The 18,763-nt window shown below is 59.5% G+C and carries 20 protein-coding genes; 15 read left to right on the top strand and 5 right to left on the bottom strand.

The genetic code is table 11. The annotated features are described in order from the left end of the window. Positions 1–57 precede the first annotated feature (57 nt). On the top strand, positions 58–861 hold the full coding sequence (locus ACZ0AZ_RS01085; protein ID WP_016770958.1) for an IclR family transcriptional regulator: 804 nt from the start codon (positions 58–60) through the stop codon (positions 859–861). On the opposite strand, the gene ACZ0AZ_RS01080 is transcribed toward ACZ0AZ_RS01085, so the two are convergent. Then, entirely contained in the window at positions 858–1,910 is a 1,053-nt protein-coding gene (locus ACZ0AZ_RS01080) for an NAD(P)-dependent alcohol dehydrogenase (RefSeq protein WP_310405609.1), read from the bottom strand. The genes ACZ0AZ_RS01085 and ACZ0AZ_RS01080 overlap by 4 nt on opposite strands. Positions 1,911–2,101: 191 nt before the next feature. Here ACZ0AZ_RS01080 and ACZ0AZ_RS01075 point away from each other — a divergent pair, with 191 nt between their 5' ends. Then, on the top strand, positions 2,102–2,992 hold the full coding sequence (locus tag ACZ0AZ_RS01075; protein WP_016770956.1) for an AraC family transcriptional regulator: 891 nt from the start codon (positions 2,102–2,104) through the stop codon (positions 2,990–2,992). Positions 2,993–3,176: 184 nt separating this feature from the next. Here ACZ0AZ_RS01075 and ACZ0AZ_RS01070 read toward each other — a convergent pair whose 3' ends face one another. Continuing rightward, positions 3,177–4,841, bottom strand: coding sequence for an electron transfer flavoprotein-ubiquinone oxidoreductase (locus ACZ0AZ_RS01070; protein ID WP_024013896.1), 1,665 nt, complete (start codon positions 4,839–4,841; stop codon positions 3,177–3,179). A 550-nt stretch (positions 4,842–5,391) separates the two neighbouring features. On the opposite strand from ACZ0AZ_RS01070, the gene ACZ0AZ_RS01065 reads away from it, so the two are divergent. The 10 genes from ACZ0AZ_RS01065 (at position 5,392) to ACZ0AZ_RS01020 (ending at position 14,921) form a co-directional block, all read left to right on the top strand. After that, the gene (locus ACZ0AZ_RS01065; protein ID WP_039760104.1) at positions 5,392–6,141 is read left to right on the top strand and encodes an electron transfer flavoprotein subunit beta/FixA family protein; all 750 of its coding nucleotides are present in this window, start codon (positions 5,392–5,394) and stop codon (positions 6,139–6,141) included. Next, on the top strand, positions 6,142–7,071 hold the full coding sequence (locus tag ACZ0AZ_RS01060) for an electron transfer flavoprotein subunit alpha/FixB family protein (protein WP_016770954.1): 930 nt from the start codon (positions 6,142–6,144) through the stop codon (positions 7,069–7,071). 81 nt (positions 7,072–7,152) lie between these two features. Then, positions 7,153–7,974 (top strand): substrate-binding periplasmic protein, encoded by an 822-nt coding sequence (locus ACZ0AZ_RS01055; protein WP_463538567.1) that lies wholly within the window; start codon positions 7,153–7,155, stop codon positions 7,972–7,974. A 9-nt stretch (positions 7,975–7,983) separates the two neighbouring features. Further along, complete coding sequence (locus ACZ0AZ_RS01050; RefSeq protein WP_039760099.1) at positions 7,984–8,346, top strand: DUF4398 domain-containing protein; 363 nt, start codon at positions 7,984–7,986, stop codon at positions 8,344–8,346. Then, positions 8,343–9,155 (top strand): OmpA family protein, encoded by an 813-nt coding sequence (locus tag ACZ0AZ_RS01045; RefSeq protein WP_129997364.1) that lies wholly within the window; start codon positions 8,343–8,345, stop codon positions 9,153–9,155. Before ACZ0AZ_RS01050 ends, ACZ0AZ_RS01045 begins: the two co-directional genes overlap by 4 nt. A gap of 303 nt (positions 9,156–9,458) precedes the next feature. Beyond that, on the top strand, positions 9,459–10,898 hold the full coding sequence (locus ACZ0AZ_RS01040; protein WP_024013893.1) for an aminotransferase-like domain-containing protein: 1,440 nt from the start codon (positions 9,459–9,461) through the stop codon (positions 10,896–10,898). 78 nt (positions 10,899–10,976) lie between these two features. After that, entirely contained in the window at positions 10,977–11,450 is a 474-nt protein-coding gene (locus tag ACZ0AZ_RS01035) for a hypothetical protein (protein WP_039760097.1), read from the top strand. Positions 11,451–11,612: 162 nt separating this feature from the next. Continuing rightward, entirely contained in the window at positions 11,613–11,867 is a 255-nt protein-coding gene (locus tag ACZ0AZ_RS01030; protein WP_016770949.1) for a YkgJ family cysteine cluster protein, read from the top strand. A 40-nt stretch (positions 11,868–11,907) separates the two neighbouring features. Beyond that, entirely contained in the window at positions 11,908–12,513 is a 606-nt protein-coding gene (locus ACZ0AZ_RS01025; protein WP_039760095.1) for an START domain-containing protein, read from the top strand. A gap of 314 nt (positions 12,514–12,827) precedes the next feature. Then, on the top strand, positions 12,828–14,921 hold the full coding sequence (locus ACZ0AZ_RS01020) for an LTA synthase family protein (RefSeq protein ID WP_039760093.1): 2,094 nt from the start codon (positions 12,828–12,830) through the stop codon (positions 14,919–14,921). 72 nt (positions 14,922–14,993) lie between these two features. On the opposite strand, the gene ACZ0AZ_RS01015 is transcribed toward ACZ0AZ_RS01020, so the two are convergent. Further along, positions 14,994–15,146 (bottom strand): DUF3309 family protein, encoded by a 153-nt coding sequence (locus ACZ0AZ_RS01015; RefSeq protein WP_003183939.1) that lies wholly within the window; start codon positions 15,144–15,146, stop codon positions 14,994–14,996. 331 nt (positions 15,147–15,477) lie between these two features. Between ACZ0AZ_RS01015 and ACZ0AZ_RS01010 the strand changes: the two genes are divergently transcribed. The 3 genes from ACZ0AZ_RS01010 to csrA all read left to right on the top strand — a co-directional run bounded on the left by ACZ0AZ_RS01010 (position 15,478) and on the right by csrA (position 17,008). Next, positions 15,478–16,293 (top strand): SDR family oxidoreductase, encoded by an 816-nt coding sequence (locus tag ACZ0AZ_RS01010; protein WP_039760088.1) that lies wholly within the window; start codon positions 15,478–15,480, stop codon positions 16,291–16,293. A gap of 63 nt (positions 16,294–16,356) precedes the next feature. Beyond that, positions 16,357–16,689, top strand: coding sequence for a YnfA family protein (locus tag ACZ0AZ_RS01005; protein ID WP_016770946.1), 333 nt, complete (start codon positions 16,357–16,359; stop codon positions 16,687–16,689). Positions 16,690–16,822: 133 nt separating this feature from the next. Then, entirely contained in the window at positions 16,823–17,008 is a 186-nt protein-coding gene (csrA, locus tag ACZ0AZ_RS01000; RefSeq protein ID WP_024013891.1) for a carbon storage regulator CsrA, read from the top strand. 5 nt (positions 17,009–17,013) lie between these two features. Here csrA and ACZ0AZ_RS00995 read toward each other — a convergent pair whose 3' ends face one another. After that, positions 17,014–17,241 carry a YheU family protein gene (locus ACZ0AZ_RS00995; RefSeq protein WP_003172962.1) on the bottom strand — a complete coding sequence of 76 codons (228 nt, stop codon included), beginning with the start codon at positions 17,239–17,241 and terminating at the stop codon, positions 17,014–17,016. Positions 17,242–17,410: 169 nt separating this feature from the next. Continuing rightward, positions 17,411–18,601 (bottom strand): osmoprotectant NAGGN system M42 family peptidase, encoded by a 1,191-nt coding sequence (locus ACZ0AZ_RS00990; RefSeq protein ID WP_129997700.1) that lies wholly within the window; start codon positions 18,599–18,601, stop codon positions 17,411–17,413. Positions 18,602–18,763 lie beyond the last annotated feature (162 nt).

Below are 18,763 nucleotides of genomic sequence, written 5' to 3'. Positions count from 1 at the left end.
CAGTCTCGGGCGACCATAATGCCGCCCGTTCCTTCGCTCAACGGTAAAAGGCTGGATATGCAGGAAGACGCTCCGGAAAAAACCAAGGACGCCGCGCCCACCGGCACCCAGACGCTGCTGCGCGGCCTCGGTGTGGTACAGGCAGTGGCCAGTGGCGCGCGCGATCTCAAGGAGATCGCCCGGCTGATCGGCACCACGCGCAGCACCACCCATCGTCTGGCCAGTTGCCTGGTCGACGAGCGTTATCTGCGCGTGGTGCCGCAAATCGGTTATCTGCTCGGGCCGAAACTGATCGAACTGGGTTTTCAGGCCCGCGAAGAGTTGCCGCTGGTGACGTTGGCCGGGCCGTATCTGGACGAGTTGTCGGCACTGACCGGCGATACCGTGCACCTCGGAATCCGCGAAGGCGACGAAGTGCTGTATCTATTGAAGAATCCTGGACGCAACGGCCCGGAAATGCGTTCAAGGGTCGGCCATCGCATGCCGCTGGTGCGCACCGGGATCGGCAAGGCCTTGATGCTCGATGATTCGCCGCAGGATTGGCGGCGGCTGTACGACATCAGCCTGCCGGCAGGTGGCAAAAGTCAGTTCTGGCCGCAGCATCCGCAGCAGTCGTGGGAACAGCTTGAGCAGCGCATGGGCGAATACGTCGCCGGTGGCTACGCGTTCGATCTGGAAGACAACGAACCGTCGATCCGCTGCGTGGCGGCGCCGATTCGTGATGCGAGCAAGGGCATTGTCGCGGCAATCAGTATCGCCAGCACCGTGCCGTACATGCCGCTGGAAAAAATGGCCGAGTTGATCCCCCTGCTCAAAGGGGTCACAACTCGGCTATCAGCTGAGCTAGGGCTTAAGGTTTAAGCCTTCAGCGTCGCCATGTCGATGACGAAACGGTACTTCACGTCACCGGCAATCATCCGCGCATAAGCCTCGTTGATCTGGCGGATGTCGAGCATTTCGATGTCGCAGGTGATGTTGTGCTCGGCGCAGAAATCCAGCACTTCCTGGGTTTCGGCGATACCGCCGATCAAGGAACCGGCCAGCACGCGGCGGCTCATCACCAGTTTGCCGGCGTGAACGGGTGGGTTCACCGGCTCGATCAGGCCGACCAGAATGTGCACGCCGTCGAAACGCAGGGTGTCGAGGTACGGGTTCAAATCGTGTTGCACCGGAATGGTGTCGAGCAGGAAGTCGAAGTAGCCGGCAGCGGCCTTCATTTGCTCTGCATCGGTGGAGACGATCACATGGTCGGCGCCCTGACGGCGCCCTTCTTCAGCCTTGCTCGCCGAGCGGGTGAACAGCGTGACTTCCGCGCCCATGGCCTTGGCGAACTTGATGCCCATGTGGCCGAGGCCGCCCATACCGAGAATCCCGACCTTGTCACCGGCCTTGACGCCGTAATGCTTGAGCGGGGAGTAGGTGGTGATGCCGGCGCAAAGAATCGGTGCGGCGCTGGCCAGAGCCAGACGTTCCGGAATGCGCACAACGAAGTGTTCGCTGACCACGATGCTGTCGGAGTAACCGCCCATGGTATTGCTGCCATCGACCCGGTCCGGGGTGGCGTAAGTCATGGTCGGGCCTTCGAGGCAATATTGCTCGAGGTTCGCCTGGCAGGCTTCACAGCTGCGGCAGGAGTCGACCATGCAGCCGACGCCAACCAGATCGCCTACCTTGTGACGGGTGACATTCGCACCGACAGCGGTGACTTTTCCGACGATCTCATGGCCGGGCATCAGCGGATAAACGGCGATGCCCCATTCGTTGCGTGCCTGATGGATGTCGGAATGGCAGACGCCGCAATAGAGAATTTCGATCGCCACGTCGTCGGCGCGCGGGCTGCGGCGTTCGAATTTCATCGGGGCGAGGGGAGTGGTGGCCGATTGGGCGGCATAGCCGATGGCGGTGTACATGGGGTGACCTCGCAAAAACAGTGACAAGTGAGGCGGTGAATTCTGGCCGCCAGAGGCGAGTGCGGCCATGACGATTTCTCCGGGTCTCATGCCTAATCCTCCGGCATGCGGGTTTCGGCGATCGCATTGGCCAGCGGATCTGCGATGATGTTTTCATCCCCTTTTCCGTGAATTTTACGAAGACCTATTCGATGCAGTTGACCCGTCATCTTGATGCCAATGCCCGGCTGGTTTCGCTGATCGAACCGCTGGCGCTGCGCGATGGCTACAGCCAGACCGGCCTGCCCGGCGTGCAGATTTTGCGCGCCAGTTGCGACGTCGCCCGTGGCCCGCATATCTACGAGCCGAGCCTGATGATCATCGCCCAGGGCAGCAAACTGGCGTTCCTCGGCCCACGGACCATGGAATATGGCGCCGGGCATTACCTGATCCAGGCGCTGCCGGTGCCGTTCGAATGCGAAACCTTTGCCTTGCCCGATGCGCCATTGCTCGGTGTGTCGGTGGCGATCGATCGTGTCCTGCTCGGCGAACTGGTGCTGGCCATGGGGCTGGCGCCGGGTCGGCATATTCCGGCGCAGACGCCGGAGTCGATGACCTCGGTGGTACTCGACGATGGCATGCGCGGTTGTGTCGAACGGCTGCTCAGCTGTCTGCACGATCCGCTGGAATGCCAGATTCTCGGCCCGGCGCGGGTTCGCGAATTATTGTTCGTCGCGCTGCGCGGGCCGCAAGCGGATGTGTTGCGAGCGTTGGTCGAGCAACAAGGGCAATTTGCCCGGGTGGCGGCGTCGATCAGCCATCTGCATGCGCATTACACCGAGCCGCTCAATGTCGAGACACTGGCCGGTTGCGCGAACATGAGCGTGTCGACGTTTCATGAGCATTTCAAACGCAGCACATTGTTGTCGCCGGTCCAGTATCTGAAGCGTTTGCGCTTGTTGAAGGCGCAGACGCTGCTGGTGGCGGAAGGGCTTGGCGTGGCGCAGGTGGCGCATCGGGTTGGGTATCAGAGCACGTCGCAATTCAGCCGCGAGTACAAGCGTTACTTCGAACGTAGCCCGGGGGATGAACGCGCTGCTTGATCTGCCGATAATCCCCTGTGGGAGCGAGCCTGCTCGCGAAGGCGCTGGATCAGTCGACATCATCTTTATATGACACACCGCTTTCGCGAGCAGGCTCGCTCCCACAGTTGTTTTGTGGTGGCAGAGGAATTTTGGGCAACAAAAAGGCCCCCATTTCGGGAGCCTTGTTGTTCAGCGTTTCGACTTACATGTTCGGGTAAGTCGGGCCGCCGGCGCCTTCCGGCGCGACCCAGGTGATGTTCTGCGCAGGGTCCTTGATGTCACAGGTCTTGCAGTGCACGCAGTTCTGGGCGTTGATCTGGAAACGCTTCTCGCCGTCTTCCTTGGTGATCACTTCGTATACGCCGGCCGGGCAGTAACGCTGCGCCGGTTCGTCGTACAGCGGCAGGTTTTTGCTGATCGGGATGCTCGGATCGGTCAGCTTCAAGTGGCACGGCTGCTCTTCTTCGTGGTTGGTGCCGGAGATGAACACCGAGCTGAGTTTGTCGAAACTCAGTTTGCCGTCAGGTTTCGGGTAGTCGATCTTCTTGCAGTCGGCCGCGAGCTTGAGGCAGGCGTAATCCGGCTTGGTGTCGCGCAGGGTGAATGGCAGTTTGCCGCCGAAGATGTTCTGGTCCAGCCAGTTGAAACCACCGCCTATGATTGCGCCGTACTTGTGAATCGCCGGGCCGAAGTTACGGCTGGCGAACAATTCTTCGTGCAGCCAGCTGTTCTTGAATGCGTCGACGTAAGTGGTCAGTTCGACGGTGCAATCCTGCTCGGCAAACAGCGCATCGGCTACCGATTCCGCAGCGAGCATGCCGGACTTCATCGCGGTGTGACTGCCTTTGATCTTGGCGAAGTTCAGTGTGCCGAGGTCGCAACCGATCAGCGCGCCGCCCTTGAAGACCATTTTCGGCAGCGAGTTCAGGCCGCCCTTGGCGATGGCGCGAGCGCCGTAGCTGACGCGCTTGCCGCCTTCCAGATATTGCTTGAGCACCGGGTGATGCTTGAGGCGCTGGAACTCATCGAACGGCGACAGGTAAGTGTTGCTGTAGGACAGGTCGACGATCAGACCGACCACCACCTGATTGTTTTCCAGGTGATAGAGGAACGAGCCGCCGGTGTTCTCGGTGCCCATGATGTCCAGCGGCCAGCCGGCGGTGTGCACCACCAGGCCTGGCTGGTGCTTGGCCGGGTCGATTTCCCAGATTTCTTTCAGACCAATGCCGTAGTGCTGAACGTCGGCATCGCTGTCGAGGTTGTAGCGCTTGATCAGTTGCTTGCCGATGTGGCCACGGCAGCCTTCGGCGAACAGCGTGTATTTGCCACGCAGTTCCATGCCAGGGGTGTACAGGCCTTCTTTCGGATGGCCTTCGCGGTCGACGCCCAGATCACCGGTGATGATCCCGCGCACTACGCCGTTTTCATCGATCAGCGCTTCCTGAGCGGCGAAGCCCGGGTAGATTTCCACACCGAGGTTTTCCGCCTGCTGAGCCAGCCAGCGGCACAGGTTGCCCAGGGAGATGATGTAGTTGCCTTCGTTGTGCATGGTCTTGGGCACAAAGAAGTCAGGAATCTTCTGCGCGCTGTCAGCGTTTTTCAGCACGAAAATGTCATCGCGTGTGACGGGCGTGTTCAGCGGCGCGCCGAGCTCTTTCCAGTCCGGGAACAGTTCGTTCAGGGCGCGGGGTTCGAATACCGCACCGGAAAGGATGTGTGCACCGACTTCGGAGCCTTTTTCGACCACGCAGACGCTGATTTCCTTACCGGCGTCAGCGGCCTTCTGCTTCAAGCGGCAGGCGGCGGACAGACCAGCGGGGCCGGCACCGACGATGACGACGTCGAATTCCATGTATTCGCGTTCCACAGGCTATCTCCTACTCAAGGCTCAACAGTTTTTTTTCTAATATGGAGGTTTGATCTCGCATCCGTATTGCCTTTACGTTAACGTCAAAGGGAATATTGGCGAATCCACCTTTCTCTCTAGGCGGCGCATTATATCTACACCACTCCGAGCGTCCAATACAAACGTTTGTTTGAATCGCCTCCAGCCCTGATAAATCAAAGAAGCGCGGCTTATGACAGGGCATTTTGGCGTATTGACCAGAATGGGCGTTCCGGTCAAGATACGGGCGGTTTTGCGCTCGCCGTAGGCAGACTGGCGGTTTCAAGAGCACCTCTAAAGACAGGGCACAGGCAGTAGACGGTGATGCGCAGCGCAAGTCCGGCGCGCAGTTTACACAGCGTGAGAATGAATGACCCGACAGTCACCCCTGACGAACGGTCACCTCCCTTCGCGAAGTGAATCACCTCACATTCAAGCCGGCGTTTTTAGAGGTGCCCTTGTCGCCCGATGAGCATCATCCGCCAGGTTCGCCTAGGCGACTTTCTTTTCACCGGAGAGTAACGAGGAATCCATGAAGGTTCTTGTAGCTGTCAAACGCGTTGTGGATTACAACGTCAAGGTCCGCGTCAAGGCGGACAATTCCGGCGTCGACCTCGCCAACGTCAAGATGTCGATGAACCCATTCTGCGAAATCGCCGTGGAAGAAGCCGTACGCCTGAAAGAGAAGGGCGTTGCGACTGAAATCGTCGTCGTCTCCATCGGCCCGACCACCGCTCAGGAGCAGCTGCGTACCGCACTGGCTCTGGGTGCCGACCGCGCCATCCTCGTCGAATCCGCTGAAGACCTGACCTCGCTGGCCGTGGCCAAGCTGCTCAAGGCTGTTGTCGACAAGGAACAGCCGCAGCTGGTGATTCTTGGCAAACAGGCGATCGACAGCGACAACAACCAGACCGGCCAGATGCTCGCGGCACTGAGCGGCTACGGTCAGGGCACCTTCGCGTCGAAAGTCGAAGTCTCCGGCGACAGCGTTGCCGTGACCCGCGAAATCGACGGCGGCGCGCAGACCGTTTCGCTGAAACTGCCTGCAATCGTCACCACCGACCTGCGTTTGAACGAGCCGCGCTACGCGTCCCTGCCAAACATCATGAAAGCCAAGAAGAAGCCTCTCGAGACGCTGACTCCGGACGCTTTGGGCGTTTCCACCGCCTCCACCAACAAGACCCTGAAAGTCGAAGCGCCGGCTGCACGCAGCGCGGGTATCAAGGTCAAGTCGGTGGCTGAACTGGTTGAAAAACTCAAGAACGAAGCGAAGGTAATCTAAATGACTATCTTGGTTATTGCTGAACACGACAACAAAGTGCTGGCCCCGGCCACACTGAACACCGTGGCTGCGGCTGCCAAAATCGGCGGCGACATTCACGTTCTGGTTGCAGGTCAGGGCGCTGGCCCGGTGGCCGAAGCCGCGGCTAAAATCGCTGGCGTGAGCAAAGTCCTGAATGCTGACAACGCCGCCTACGCGCATCAGCTGCCAGAGAACGTAGCTCCGCTGGTTGCAGAGCTGGGCGCTGGCTACAGCCACATCCTCGCTGCCGCCACTTCCAACGGCAAAAACATCCTGCCGCGCGTTGCTGCTGCGCTGGACGTTGACCAGATCTCCGAGATCATCTCGGTTGAAAGCGCTGACACCTTCAAGCGTCCGATCTATGCCGGTAACGCCATCGCTACCGTGCAATCGACCGCCGCGATCAAAGTGATCACCGTGCGTGCCACCGGTTTCGATCCGGTGGCTGCTGAAGGTGGTTCGGCTGCCGTTGAAGCCGTTGGCGCTGCTCACGACGCCGGTACTTCGAGCTTCGTCAGCGAAGAGCTGGCCAAGTCCGATCGTCCTGAGCTGACCGCTGCCAAGATCGTCGTTTCCGGCGGTCGCGGCATGCAGAACGGTGACAACTTCAAGCACCTGTACGCGCTGGCCGACAAGCTCGGCGCGGCTGTTGGCGCTTCGCGCGCTGCGGTCGACGCAGGTTTCGTACCGAACGACATGCAGGTCGGTCAGACCGGCAAGATCGTTGCGCCACAGCTGTACATCGCCGTCGGCATCTCCGGCGCGATCCAGCATTTGGCCGGCATGAAAGACTCCAAGGTGATCGTTGCGATCAACAAGGACGAAGAAGCGCCGATCTTCCAGGTGGCCGATTACGGTCTTGTGGCGGATCTGTTCGAAGCAGTACCTGAGCTGGAGAAGCTGGTCTAATCCGGCGGCTTCACTTATAAAGAGCCCGGCCTGTTGGTCGGGCTTTTTTTTGTCTCGGATTTGAGTGGGGAGTGTTTTGCCATGGATCTGCGCTGCGGATGGTTATTGGGATTGATGCTGTTGCCCGGTTTGGCCATGGCCGCGGGCAAGTGCGAGCGCCTGGTCGTCACCGGCAGCCCGGATGCGCCGCCGTACCTGTGGCAGGACCCGCAAAACCCCAAGCGCCTGATCGGCGCCAGTGCCGATCTGTTGCAGCAAGTGGCCCAGGATCTGGGCATCAAAGTCGACCTGCTCTACGCCGGCAAACGCTCGCAGGCCCTCGATGAAGTGCGCAGCGGGCGCATGGACATGCTGGCCGACGCACCGCTGACCGTGACCGAGCTGGAAAACTTCGACTTCATTCATCCGCCACTGCTGGAAAACGACTATCTGGTGTGGACGCGCAAAGGCTCGACGCTGACCTATGCCGAGGCCGGCGACCTTAAAGGGCACGCCGGCGCGGTGTCGGAAAAATCTCGGATGACCCAGGCATTCGGCACTTTCGCCGAGCAGAATCTGACCCTGACGCGGACAGCCAACCTTACCCAGGCACTACAGAAACTTCTTTTGGGCGAGGTGGAATATGTCCTCGCCGGGCGCTACTCAGGCCTGGCCGCCGCGCAAACATTGGGCATGACCAGCGATCTGCTGGCGTTCGAACAACCCATCGACCGGCCGGGTCTGTTCCTCGCGGTTTCGCATAACTCGGCCTGCAACGATCCGTGGTTGCGCGGACAGCTCGCCAAAAAGATGACAGAATTGCCCGCGTCCGGACTGACGGAAGCCGCGCTGCAACGCAACCTCGAGCGCTGGAAGGCGCAACAGCAACAGCCGCCACGACCTGTCAGTGCCCCAAAACAGTAGGGATTCTTAGTGAGTATTCGACCTCTTTTCGCGGCTGTGGCCGTTCTGGCCCTGGCCGGGTGCGCAACCGATCCGGCACCCAGTGAACAAATGCGTTTGACCGAACAAGCCATCGTGCAGGCCAAGGCCGTTGGCGCCACCGCTGACGACGTGCCGGAAATGCAACTGGCCGAAACCAAGTACAACCGCGCCAAAGGCAACATGGCGGACGAGTCCTATCGCAACGCGCGCATGCGGGCCGAGCAGGCCGAACTGGATGCGCGTCTGGCTGAAGCCAAGGTGCTGACGAAAAAAAGCCAAGAGCAACTGAATGTGCTCAATACCCGCATTGTCCGCCTGCGCAAGCAGCTGCAACTGGGGGAAGCGCAATGAGCCTCAAGTCCAACGCTCTCGGCATTCTGCTTCTTGCCGGTTGCGCCAGCCTCTACGGCTGCGCCGGCCAGCACAGCGAGGCGGCGCTGCAACAGGCCGGCGCTGATTTCCAGAAGGTCAAGGAAGATTCCAACGTGCTGCGCATCGCGCCGAAAGACGTGATCCGCGCGGGCGAATCCCTGGCCCGCGCCGATCGGCTGTCGACCTATTGGGGCAGCGGTGCCGACGTGGTGCATTACGCCTACCTGAGCCAGCGCTACAGCGAAATCGCCCGCGAGCACACCAATCAGGTACTCAACGAGGAGCAAGCGGCCAAGCTCGAACTGGAGCGGCAGCGCCTGCAACTGGCCCTGCGCGAATCGAAACTGCTTAGCGTGCAGCAACAAGGCAAATGGCTGGAAGAACAGATCGTCGCGCTGGCGACCACGCAGACCGATCGCGGTCTGGTGATGACCCTCGGCGATGTGTTGTTCGACACTGGCGAAGCGGAACTGAAAAACTCGGCCAACCGGGTCGTGCTGAAGATCGTTCAGTTCCTGCAGCTCAATCCCAAGCGCGTGGTGCGGATCGAGGGTTACACCGACAGCACTGGTGGGAAACAGGAAAACCTCAAACTGTCCCGCGACCGCGCGCAATCGGTGGCTGACGTGCTGGTCGATCTGGGGATCGACGAAAAGCGCATCCAGGTCGAAGGTTACGGTGATCAGTTTCCGGTCGATGCCAACGCCTCCGAGCGCGGTAGGGCGCAGAATCGCCGTGTGGAAATCGTGTTTTCCGACGAAAAGGGCCAGCTCGGCGCCGCCCGCTAAGCAACGCAAAACCCTGTAGGAGCTGCCGAAGGCTGCGATTTTTTGATGTTGAATTTAAAAACAAGATCAAAAGATCGCAGCCTCGTTTCACTCGTCAGCTCCTACACAGCTCCTGCAAAGCCCGGCCTGTCATGCAGTGCCGGGCTTTTTTACGTCTGTCTATTGGCTGGCAAATCGGTACAGTCGGGGGCAGACACCGCACTGTATGGTCGAGTAATCTGGCAACTGTCCCAGTACACTTCTAAACTGTTCCGGTATTGTTTCAGACAAGAATAAAACGCCCGTGAAATCGAGTGCTGCGTCATGACCAATCTCTTGCTCTACCAACGTATTGCTCAGCAACTGGCCGAAGACATCCGCCGGGGTGTCTATCAACCCGGGGAGCGCGTGCCTTCGGTGCGCAAGATGAGTTCGCAGCTCAACGTCAGTCATGCGACGGTGTTGCAGGCCTACGCCAATCTCGAAGATCAGGGCCTGATCCGCGCTCGTCCGCAATCGGGTTATTACGTACACCAGACCCCCGCGCTGACCGCGCCGACGCCTGACATTGCCCGGGTCGAACGGCCGGGGCTGGTGACGCGCAGCAGCATCATTCAACAGGTATTGGTGGAGTCCCGCCGGGAAGGCGTGTTTCCGCTGGGCGCTGCGGTCCCGAGTGTCGATTATCTGCCGGTGCGTGCGCTGCATCAGCAGTTGGCCAAGGTGACCCGGTTTCACAGCCCACGGGCGTTCAGCTACATGTTCAGCCCCGGTTTTGAACCGCTGCGTCGGCAAGTGGCGATTCGCATGCGTGATGCTGGTGTGGTGGTGGACCCGTCGGAAGTAGTGATCACCCACGGCTGTGTCGACGCCTTGCAGATGTCGTTGCGTGTGCTGACCCGGCCGGGCGATCTGATCGCTGCCGAATCGCCAACCTATTACGGCCTGCTGCAACTGGCCGATCTGCTTGGCCTGAAAGTCATCGAAATCCCCAGCGACCCCGCTACCGGCATGAGTCTGGAAGCCTTGCAGCTGGCCGCCAATCAATGGTCGATCAAGGCGTTGGTGCTGACCACGCGCCTGAGCAATCCCCTCGGCGGCACCATGCCGGAAGAGCGGCAGAAACAGTTGCTGCGCCTGGCCTCGGATTTCGATATCCAGATTGTCGAAGACGATATCTACGGGGAACTGATGTTCGAGCAGGGCCGCACCAAAGCGCTGAAGGCCTACGATCGACTGGATCGAGTGATCTACTGCTCGAGCTTCTCCAAAACCCTGTCGCCCGGTGTGCGCATCGGCTGGATGATCGCCGGCAAGTACCAACAGGAAATCCAGCGCCTGCAAACCTTCAGTACCCATTCAGCGTGCAGCGTCACGCAGATGGCGATAGCGGCCTATCTGGAAAACGGCGGTTATGACCGGCATTTACGCTACATCCGTCAGGAATACCGAAAAAACCTCAGCGCGTTCCAGCTGGCGGTGCAGCAGCACTTCCCTGAAGGCACGCAAATGTCCCGACCTACGGGCGGTTTCATCCTGTGGGTGAGCTTGCCGGGGCGGGTCAACACCCAGGAATTGCATGTCCGCGCGTTGCAACAAGGCATCAGCATCGCGCCGGGGCTGATCTTCAGTAACACCGAGCAGTTCAACCACTGTATCCGCCTGAACTGCGGCATTCCGTGGAATCGCGAGGCGGAGCGGGCGCTGATGACGCTGGGTCTGTTGGCCACCCAACTGTGTCAGGAAACCGCTGGCGGATTCTGAACGAAGAGGGCGGTGATGCTTGTCATGTGACGCACAACAGGCGAGCATGTGGCCCTCTGCCGTTAGTTCGTTGGGTCCATGAAAGCGATTGTTCCTGCCGCGTGGGTACTGCTGGGTTTGCTGATGATCGGCCAGGCGCCGGGTGTCCTGGCGGCCGCAGCCCAGGAAAAACCGGCAGCGACCAGTACCACGAACAAAGCCACCAAAACCGCGGCTCCGGCAAAAAAAGCCCAAGCGAAAAAAAACGCCACGGTGAAGAAGCGCCGCCCGGTTGCTTCGAAATCGAAACCCGCCAGCGAAGTGGCCAAGACCAAATTGCCGCCGGCAAAACTCGACCTCAGCCTGCCCAAGGATATGGTTGAAGAGTTGAAGCCACAGGGCACCGTGGAGCTGCCCAAACGCGAGGCCATCCTGCCGCAGATGTTTGGCGAGAAAGATAACGGCTTCCAGCTCAACGGCCGCTTGCTCAGCAACGAAATGCAGTTGCAACTGCGCAACGAAGCGCGCCGCGATGTGGAAGGTGCGGCGCTGGATTTCGAATTCAAACAATAGATCCGGGCATCTGCGACGCGCGGACCAGACGCTTCGTCGGAGACTGCCCGGTCACTTTTACTTATCGTTGAAAACCCGCTTGCAGCAATTTGAAACAGCCGTTTTAGCGGTTACTCTGTTCGCGTCTCTTTACACATCGCCCGTCGCGAGGATCTGTTCGTCATGAAATGCCGTGAAGGCTGTGGCGCTTGCTGCATTGCCCCCTCCATCAGTTCGCCGATCCCGGGCATGCCCGATGGCAAACCCGCCGGCGAACGTTGCGTGCAACTGTCGGTCGATAACCTGTGCAGCATTTTCGGCCGTCCGGAACGCCCAGCTGTCTGCTCGGGCTTCGCTGCGGATGTCGAGGTCTGCGGCAGTAGCTCCGAAGAAGCGATCAGATTGATCGGCTGGTGGGAGCAGATGACGGCGGCGTGATGTGTTCACCAACGGAACTTCAACAATAAGGAATAACACTATGGGTTCGCTGCACCGTATCGCTGTTTTGTGTGGTCTGACTGCCGTGCTCGTCACTTCGGTCGCCCAGGCGGAAGACTGGAAAGTCGCCAAGAATGAAGACGGCATCAAGGTTTCCCTGAGCGAAATACCCGGTTCGGACTACAAGTCCTACCAAGGCGTCGCGCTGATGAAAACCACCGTTGCCAAACTGCGCGCCTTGCAGGAAGACGTCTCCGGCGCTTGCGCCTGGATTCACGAATGCAAGAGCCAGAAACTGCTCAAGCACGAAGGCGATCTGAGCTGGACCTATTCGCAATTCAACACGCCGTGGCCGGTGACCCCGCGTGATTCGGTGCTGAAGATCACCACCGTTGAAGGCGCCGACGGCAGCCTGACCCGGAATCTTGAAGGCGTACCGACCTATCTGCCGGAAGAAAAAGGCTTCGTGCGGGTCCAGCAGGTCAAAGGCTTCTGGAAGTTCGTGCCAAAAGGCGATCAGGTCGAAGTGACTTATCAAGTGCACACCGAGCCAGGCGGCAGCGTGCCGGCCATGGTTGCCAACAAGTTTGTCGTCGATGCGCCATTCAATACCTTGAAAGCGCTGAAAGAACGCGCCGAGAAATAATCTTCGCGCTCTAAACAAAACGCCCCGACCGGTTCGGGGCGTTTTGTTTTGTCTCTAAATTGTATTTCCAGATATGCGTTGCACGAAATTTTCACAAAGTCTTAAAGACAATTCGTCCGCACTTGTTGCCTGCCATAGCACTGCCAGCCCTTTGAATGAAAGTCTTCAAGAGCAGGGCAGTAATCAATGGCAATGGTGTGAACGATCGTGCAACATTTGCGCACCGCGCACGCCCCGGGGTCTGGAATGACCAATAGAGGGCCTGGCGCCGCTGTATTTTTGCAACTTCAACTTCCAATGGGTCCTAAAACGACATGGCAAACCCGGACGCCCTGAATCAGCAGCGATCTTCTGCTCGCCTGCTGCAACCGACCGTCAAATCGCATCTGGCCTACACGCTGCTGTGCGCACTGGTCATGATGGTCATGTTTTCCGCGCTGCGCCTCGCGCTGCTGGTCTACAACCGCGAAATGATCCTCGACACTCCGGCCGCGACCTTCCTCGAAGCGTTCGTCAACGGTCTGCGTTTCGACCTGCGCCTGGTGGTGTACCTGTGCATTCCGCTGGTGCTGGCGCTGTTCAGTGCCCGGGCCATGGCCGCGCGCGGTTTCTTCCGCCTGTGGCTGACCGTCGCCTCGAGCATCGCGCTGTTCCTCGGCCTGATGGAAATGGACTTCTACCGCGAGTTTCACCAGCGCCTCAACGGTCTGGTGTTCCAGTACGTGAAGGAAGACCCGAAAACCGTAATGAGCATGCTCTGGTACGGTTTTCCGGTGGTGCGCTACCTGCTGGCGTGGGTGATCGGCACAGTGATTCTGACCCTGGCGTTCAAAGGCGCCGATCGTGCCACTCGCCCGCGCGGACCGTTCAGCGGCGGCAGCGTCAGCTCCCGTCAAGTCGCACCGTGGTACACCCGTCTGGCGGTGTTCGTGGTCTGCCTGTTGATCTGCGTGATTGCCGCCCGCGGCACCCTGCGTCAAGGCCCGCCGATGCGCTGGGGCGACGTGTACACCACTGATTCCAACTTTGCCAACCAGCTCGGTCTCAATGCCACGCTGTCGCTGATCGAGGCCGCCAAGTCCCGCATGGGCGAAGATCGCGACAATATCTGGAAAGCCACGCTGCCGCAGGAGCAGGCGCAGAAAATCGTCCGTGACATGCTGCTCATGCCGGACGACAAACTGGTCGACGCCGATATTGCCGCCGTGCGCCGTGATTACACGCCGCCAGCCGACAAGACCCTGCCGATCAAGAACGTCGTCGTGATTCTCATGGAAAGCATGGCCGGTCACTCGGTCGGTGCGTTGGGCGCGCCGGGGAACATCACTCCGTACCTGGACAAGCTGTCGAAGGAAGGTCTGCTGTTCGACCGTTTCTTCTCCAACGGCACCCACACCCACCAGGGCATGTTTGCGACCATGGCCTGCTTCCCTAACCTGCCAGGTTTCGAATACCTGATGCAGACTCCGGAGGGCAGTCACAAACTGTCCGGTCTGCCGCAGGTGCTCAGTGCTCGCGACTACGACGACGTGTACGTCTACAACGGCGATTTCGCCTGGGACAACCAGTCGGGCTTCTTCAGCAACCAGGGCATGACCAACTTCGTTGGCCGCAATGACTTCGTCAATCCGGTGTTCTCCGATCCGACCTGGGGCGTTTCCGACCAGGACATGTTTGATCGTGGCCTGCAGGAACTGAAGGCGCGGGAAAACGGCAAGCCGTTCTACGCATTGCTGCAAACACTGTCCAACCACACCCCGTACGCCTTGCCGACACCGTTGCCGGTCGAGCGCGTCACTGACCGTGGCAGCCTCAACGAACACTTGACCGCCATGCGCTACTCCGACTGGGCGCTCGGCCAGTTTTTCGAGAAGGCGCGCAAAGAGAAATATTTCAACGAAACCCTGTTTGTCATCGTCGGCGACCATGGCTTCGGCAACGAGCGCCAGATCACCGAAATGGACCTGGGCCGTTTCAACGTGCCGATGCTGATGATTGCTCCAGGCATTCAGCAGAAGTTCGGTACCCGTGACCATACCGTGGGTACGCAGATCGACATCGTGCCGACCATTATGGGCCGTCTTGGTGGTGAAGTGCGTCACCAGTGCTGGGGCCGTGACCTGCTCAACCTGCCGCAGGGCGATACCGGTTTCGGTGTGATCAAGCCATCGGGCAGCGAGCAGACCACCGCCATCGTTACTGCCGAGCAGATTCTGGTGTTGCCGCGTGACAAGGACATGGGCCCGAAAATCTGGCAATACCAGCTCGGTGCCAATCCGCACGCCGAAGTTGTGCCGGACGCGCCGCGCACTGCCGAACTCAAACTCAAACTTGAAGCGTTCCTGCAAACCGCGACCAAGAGCCTGCTCGATAACACCGCCGGTGTGATTCACGGCACGCCGGACTGATGCCTGGTTAAAGTCCACGCAATAAAAAAGAGGCCCTTGAACAAGGGCCTCTTTTTTTACAGCTTCAAATCGTCATATCTTGCCGAGTAACAACAGCACCAGCAGCACGACCAACACCACGCCGATAATGCCCGACGGGCCATAACCCCAACTTCTGGAGTGCGGGAAGACCGGCAGACCACCGATCAGCAACAGGATCAGGATGATGATTAGAATTGTGCCCATGGGTGATTTCCTTGTTCAGAGTCTGGAAGAGTCTTGATGCTCAGTGGGCAGCTGGAGAGCAACTAAATTCCAGCCGGCTTACATGTTCCGACTTGCGTCAGTGAAAAATAATTCAATGTTTTTTTAATGTATTTGGATTGCTTGGTTATTTCCTTTCCAGCAAAAAGACCGCAGCCTCGTTGCACTCGTCAGCTCCTGCATGAGACCAACCGGAAAACGATGACGGCTGTAATCTTTTGATCCTCCATTCAGCAACTGGATGGAGCGTGGGCGAACGAAGTTCCTTCGCTACACTCGGCGCATCTCTCCCGGAACAACAAGGCTGTCCGCTATGCAAAATCGCATGATGATCACTGGTGCAGGCTCAGGCCTGGGTCGCGAAATCGCGCTGCGCTGGGCCCGTGAAGGCTGGCGGCTGGCCTTGTCCGACGTCAGTGAGCCCGGCCTGCAGGAAACCCTGAAGCTGGTGCGCGAGGCGGGCGGTGACGGTTTCATCCAGCGCTGCGACGTGCGCGATTACAGCCAGCTCACCGCGTTCGCCCAGGCTTGTGAAGAAAAACTCGGCGGCATCGACATCATCGTCAACAATGCTGGCGTCGCCTCGGGCGGGTTCTTCAGCGAACTGTCGCTGGAAGACTGGGACTGGCAGATCGCGATCAACCTGATGGGCGTGGTCAAAGGCTGCAAGGCGTTCCTGCCATTGCTGGAACAGAGCAAGGGCAAGATCATCAACATCGCCTCTATGGCCGCGCTGATGCAGGGCCCGGCGATGAGCAACTACAACGTGGCCAAGGCTGGCGTGGTGGCCTTGTCGGAAAGTCTGCTGATTGAACTGGCGCAGCAGGAAGTGGCGGTGCATGTCGTCTGCCCATCATTCTTCCAGACCAACTTGCTGGATTCTTTCCGTGGCCCGACCCCGGCAATGAAAGCGCAGGTCGGCAAGTTGCTGGAAAGTTCGCCGATCAGTGCAGCGGATATCGCTGACTACATCTATCAGCAAGTCGCCGCCGGCGAGTTCATGATTCTGCCTCACGAACAAGGGCGCATGGCCTGGGCGCTCAAACAGAAGAACCCGCAATTGCTCTACAACGAGATGACCTCAATGGCCGAGAAAATGCGCGCCAAGGCCAGACAAAACAACGCTTGATCTTGTTCGTTACTGGCCGCGTGGTTAGGGTGACCGCCATGGTCACCCTGTCGAGACGCGTTGATGCTCAATTACCTGTGGTTCTTCCTTGCGGCGCTGTTTGAAATCGCCGGCTGTTTTGCTTTCTACATGTGGCTGCGCCAAGGCAAGAGTGCGTTGTGGGTGATTCCCGCGTTGCTCAGCCTGACCCTGTTCGCGCTGTTGCTGACCCGTGTTGAAGCGGCCTACGCCGGGCGCGCCTATGCGGCATATGGAGGGATCTACATCGTTGCTTCGATTGGCTGGCTAGCGGTGGTCGAGCGGGTGCGTCCGCTGGGTTCGGACTGGATTGGCATGGCCCTGTGCGTGGTCGGTGCCAGCATCATTCTGTTCGGGCCGCGCTTTTCCGCCGCCTGAGGCTTTTGTGCGAAGCGTCTGACAGCTGTGGGCGTGGGCGACTGTAGGGCAAGACTGATTTGCTCGTCGTGGATTGTGAAGACGCTGTAAGCCGCGCATCTTCAGGGTTTGCCAGTCCTGAAGGATGAATCCCATGCTTGTACTCAGCCGTGTGGTCGGTGAGTTGATTTCAATCGGTGACGACATCACCCTGCGTGTTCTGTCGGTCAATGGCTCCAGCGTGCGCTTCGGCGTCGAGGCGCCGAAGAAAGTCCATGTGCACCGCGCCGAGGTCTATGACCGGATCAAGCGCAAGGAGGCCGCCGCGAAGGCTGGCTGACGGTTTCAGTCGAACAGATGCTTGGGTACGTCGTGCTTGAGCATCAGCTGGCACTGTTCGCTTTCCGGGTCGAACACGATCAGTGCCTGGCCTTTGGTCAATGCCTGGCGCACGCGCAATACGCGGGTTTCCAGCGGGGTGTCATCGCCGTTGTCAGTACCGTCGCGGGTGACGAAATCCTCGATCAGGCGGGTGAGGGTGTCGACTTCAAGCGCGTCGTGGGGAATGAGCATGGGCACCTCGGTCAAATCAATGTCGGGATGCTACGGGGATTGGGTTTTGCCTGCCAGTTCTGTATTGGACTTGTCGGCCCATTCGCGAGCAGGCTCGCTCCCACAGTTGAAATGCGATCCCTGTGGGAGCGAGCCTGCTTGCGAAGGCGGTCATCTGTTCACCGAAGGCTCAACTGTCAGAACGCTGCCCCACCAGACTGTCTACCGGCGGCACGCGGGTTTCGCTTTCCATCTGCGTGTCATGCTCGATCTGATGGCTGAAGCGATCCAGAGAAGCATTGGCCGGCGCCGCATCGCTGGCGAAGACTGGCGGGCTGAGGATGTACGCGCCGAGCAAACGGCTGAGCGCCGCCAGGCTGTCGATGTGCGTGCGTTCGTAGCCGTGCGTGGCATCGCAGCCGAAGGCGAGCAGGGCAGTGCGGATGTCGTGGCCGGCGGTGACCGCCGAATGCGCATCGCTGAAGTAATAGCGGAACATGTCACGGCGCACCGGCAATTCGTTCTCGCCGGCCAGACGCAGCAAATGCCGCGACAAGTGATAGTCGTACGGCCCGCCAGAGTCCTGCATCGCCACGCTCACCGCGTGTTCACTGGAATGCTGGCCCGGCGCGACCGGCGCAATGTCGATGCCGACGAACTCGCTGACATCCCACGGCAATGCTGCCGCCGCACCGCTGCCGGTTTCCTCGGTAATGGTGAACAGTGGATGGCAATCGATATTCAGCTCCTGGCCACTGTCGACAATCGCCTTCAGCGCGGCGAGCAGTGCGGCCACGCCGGCCTTGTCGTCGAGGTGGCGCGCACTGATATGGCCGCTTTCGGTGAACTCCGGCAGCGGATCGAACGCCACCACGTCACCGACATGAATGCCCAGCGATTCGCAATCGGCTTTGGTCGCGCAGTAGGCGTCCAGCCGCAGTTCGACATGGTCCCAACTGATCGGCATTTCATCGACCTGGGTATTGAATGCATGCCCGGAAGCCATCAGCGGCAACACGCTGCCGCGAATCACGCCAGTGTCGGTAAACAGGCTGACCCGGCTGCCCTCGGCAAAGCGGCTCGACCAGCAACCGACCGGGGCGAGGGTCAGGCGACCATTGTCCTTCACCGCACGCACCGCGGCGCCGATGGTGTCCAGGTGCGCCGATACGGCGCGGTCGGGGCTGCTTTTTTTGCCCTTCAACGTCGCGCGAATGGTGCCGCGTCGGGTCATTTCAAACGGAATACCCAGCTCTTCGAGACGCTCGGCGACATAGCGCACGATGGTGTCGGTGAACCCGGTAGGGCTGGGAATGGCGAGCATCTCCAGCAGGACTTTTTGCAGGTAGGCCAGATCCGGTTCAGGGATTTGTGTGGTCATGGTCATGGAAACTCCTGATGGGTTGTGCACACCGATGGTTTCGATGAGGAAAATTGGTGGTGACGTTCAGGGCCTCTTCGCGAGCAGGCTCGCTCCCACATTTGGAATGCATTCCCCCTGTGGGAGCGAGCCTGCTCGCGAAGGCGTCAGCCGGAACAACGA

It is taken from the genome of Pseudomonas sp. AC239, assembly GCF_979258545.1.
This window is presented reverse-complemented; position numbering and strand designations above follow the sequence as displayed.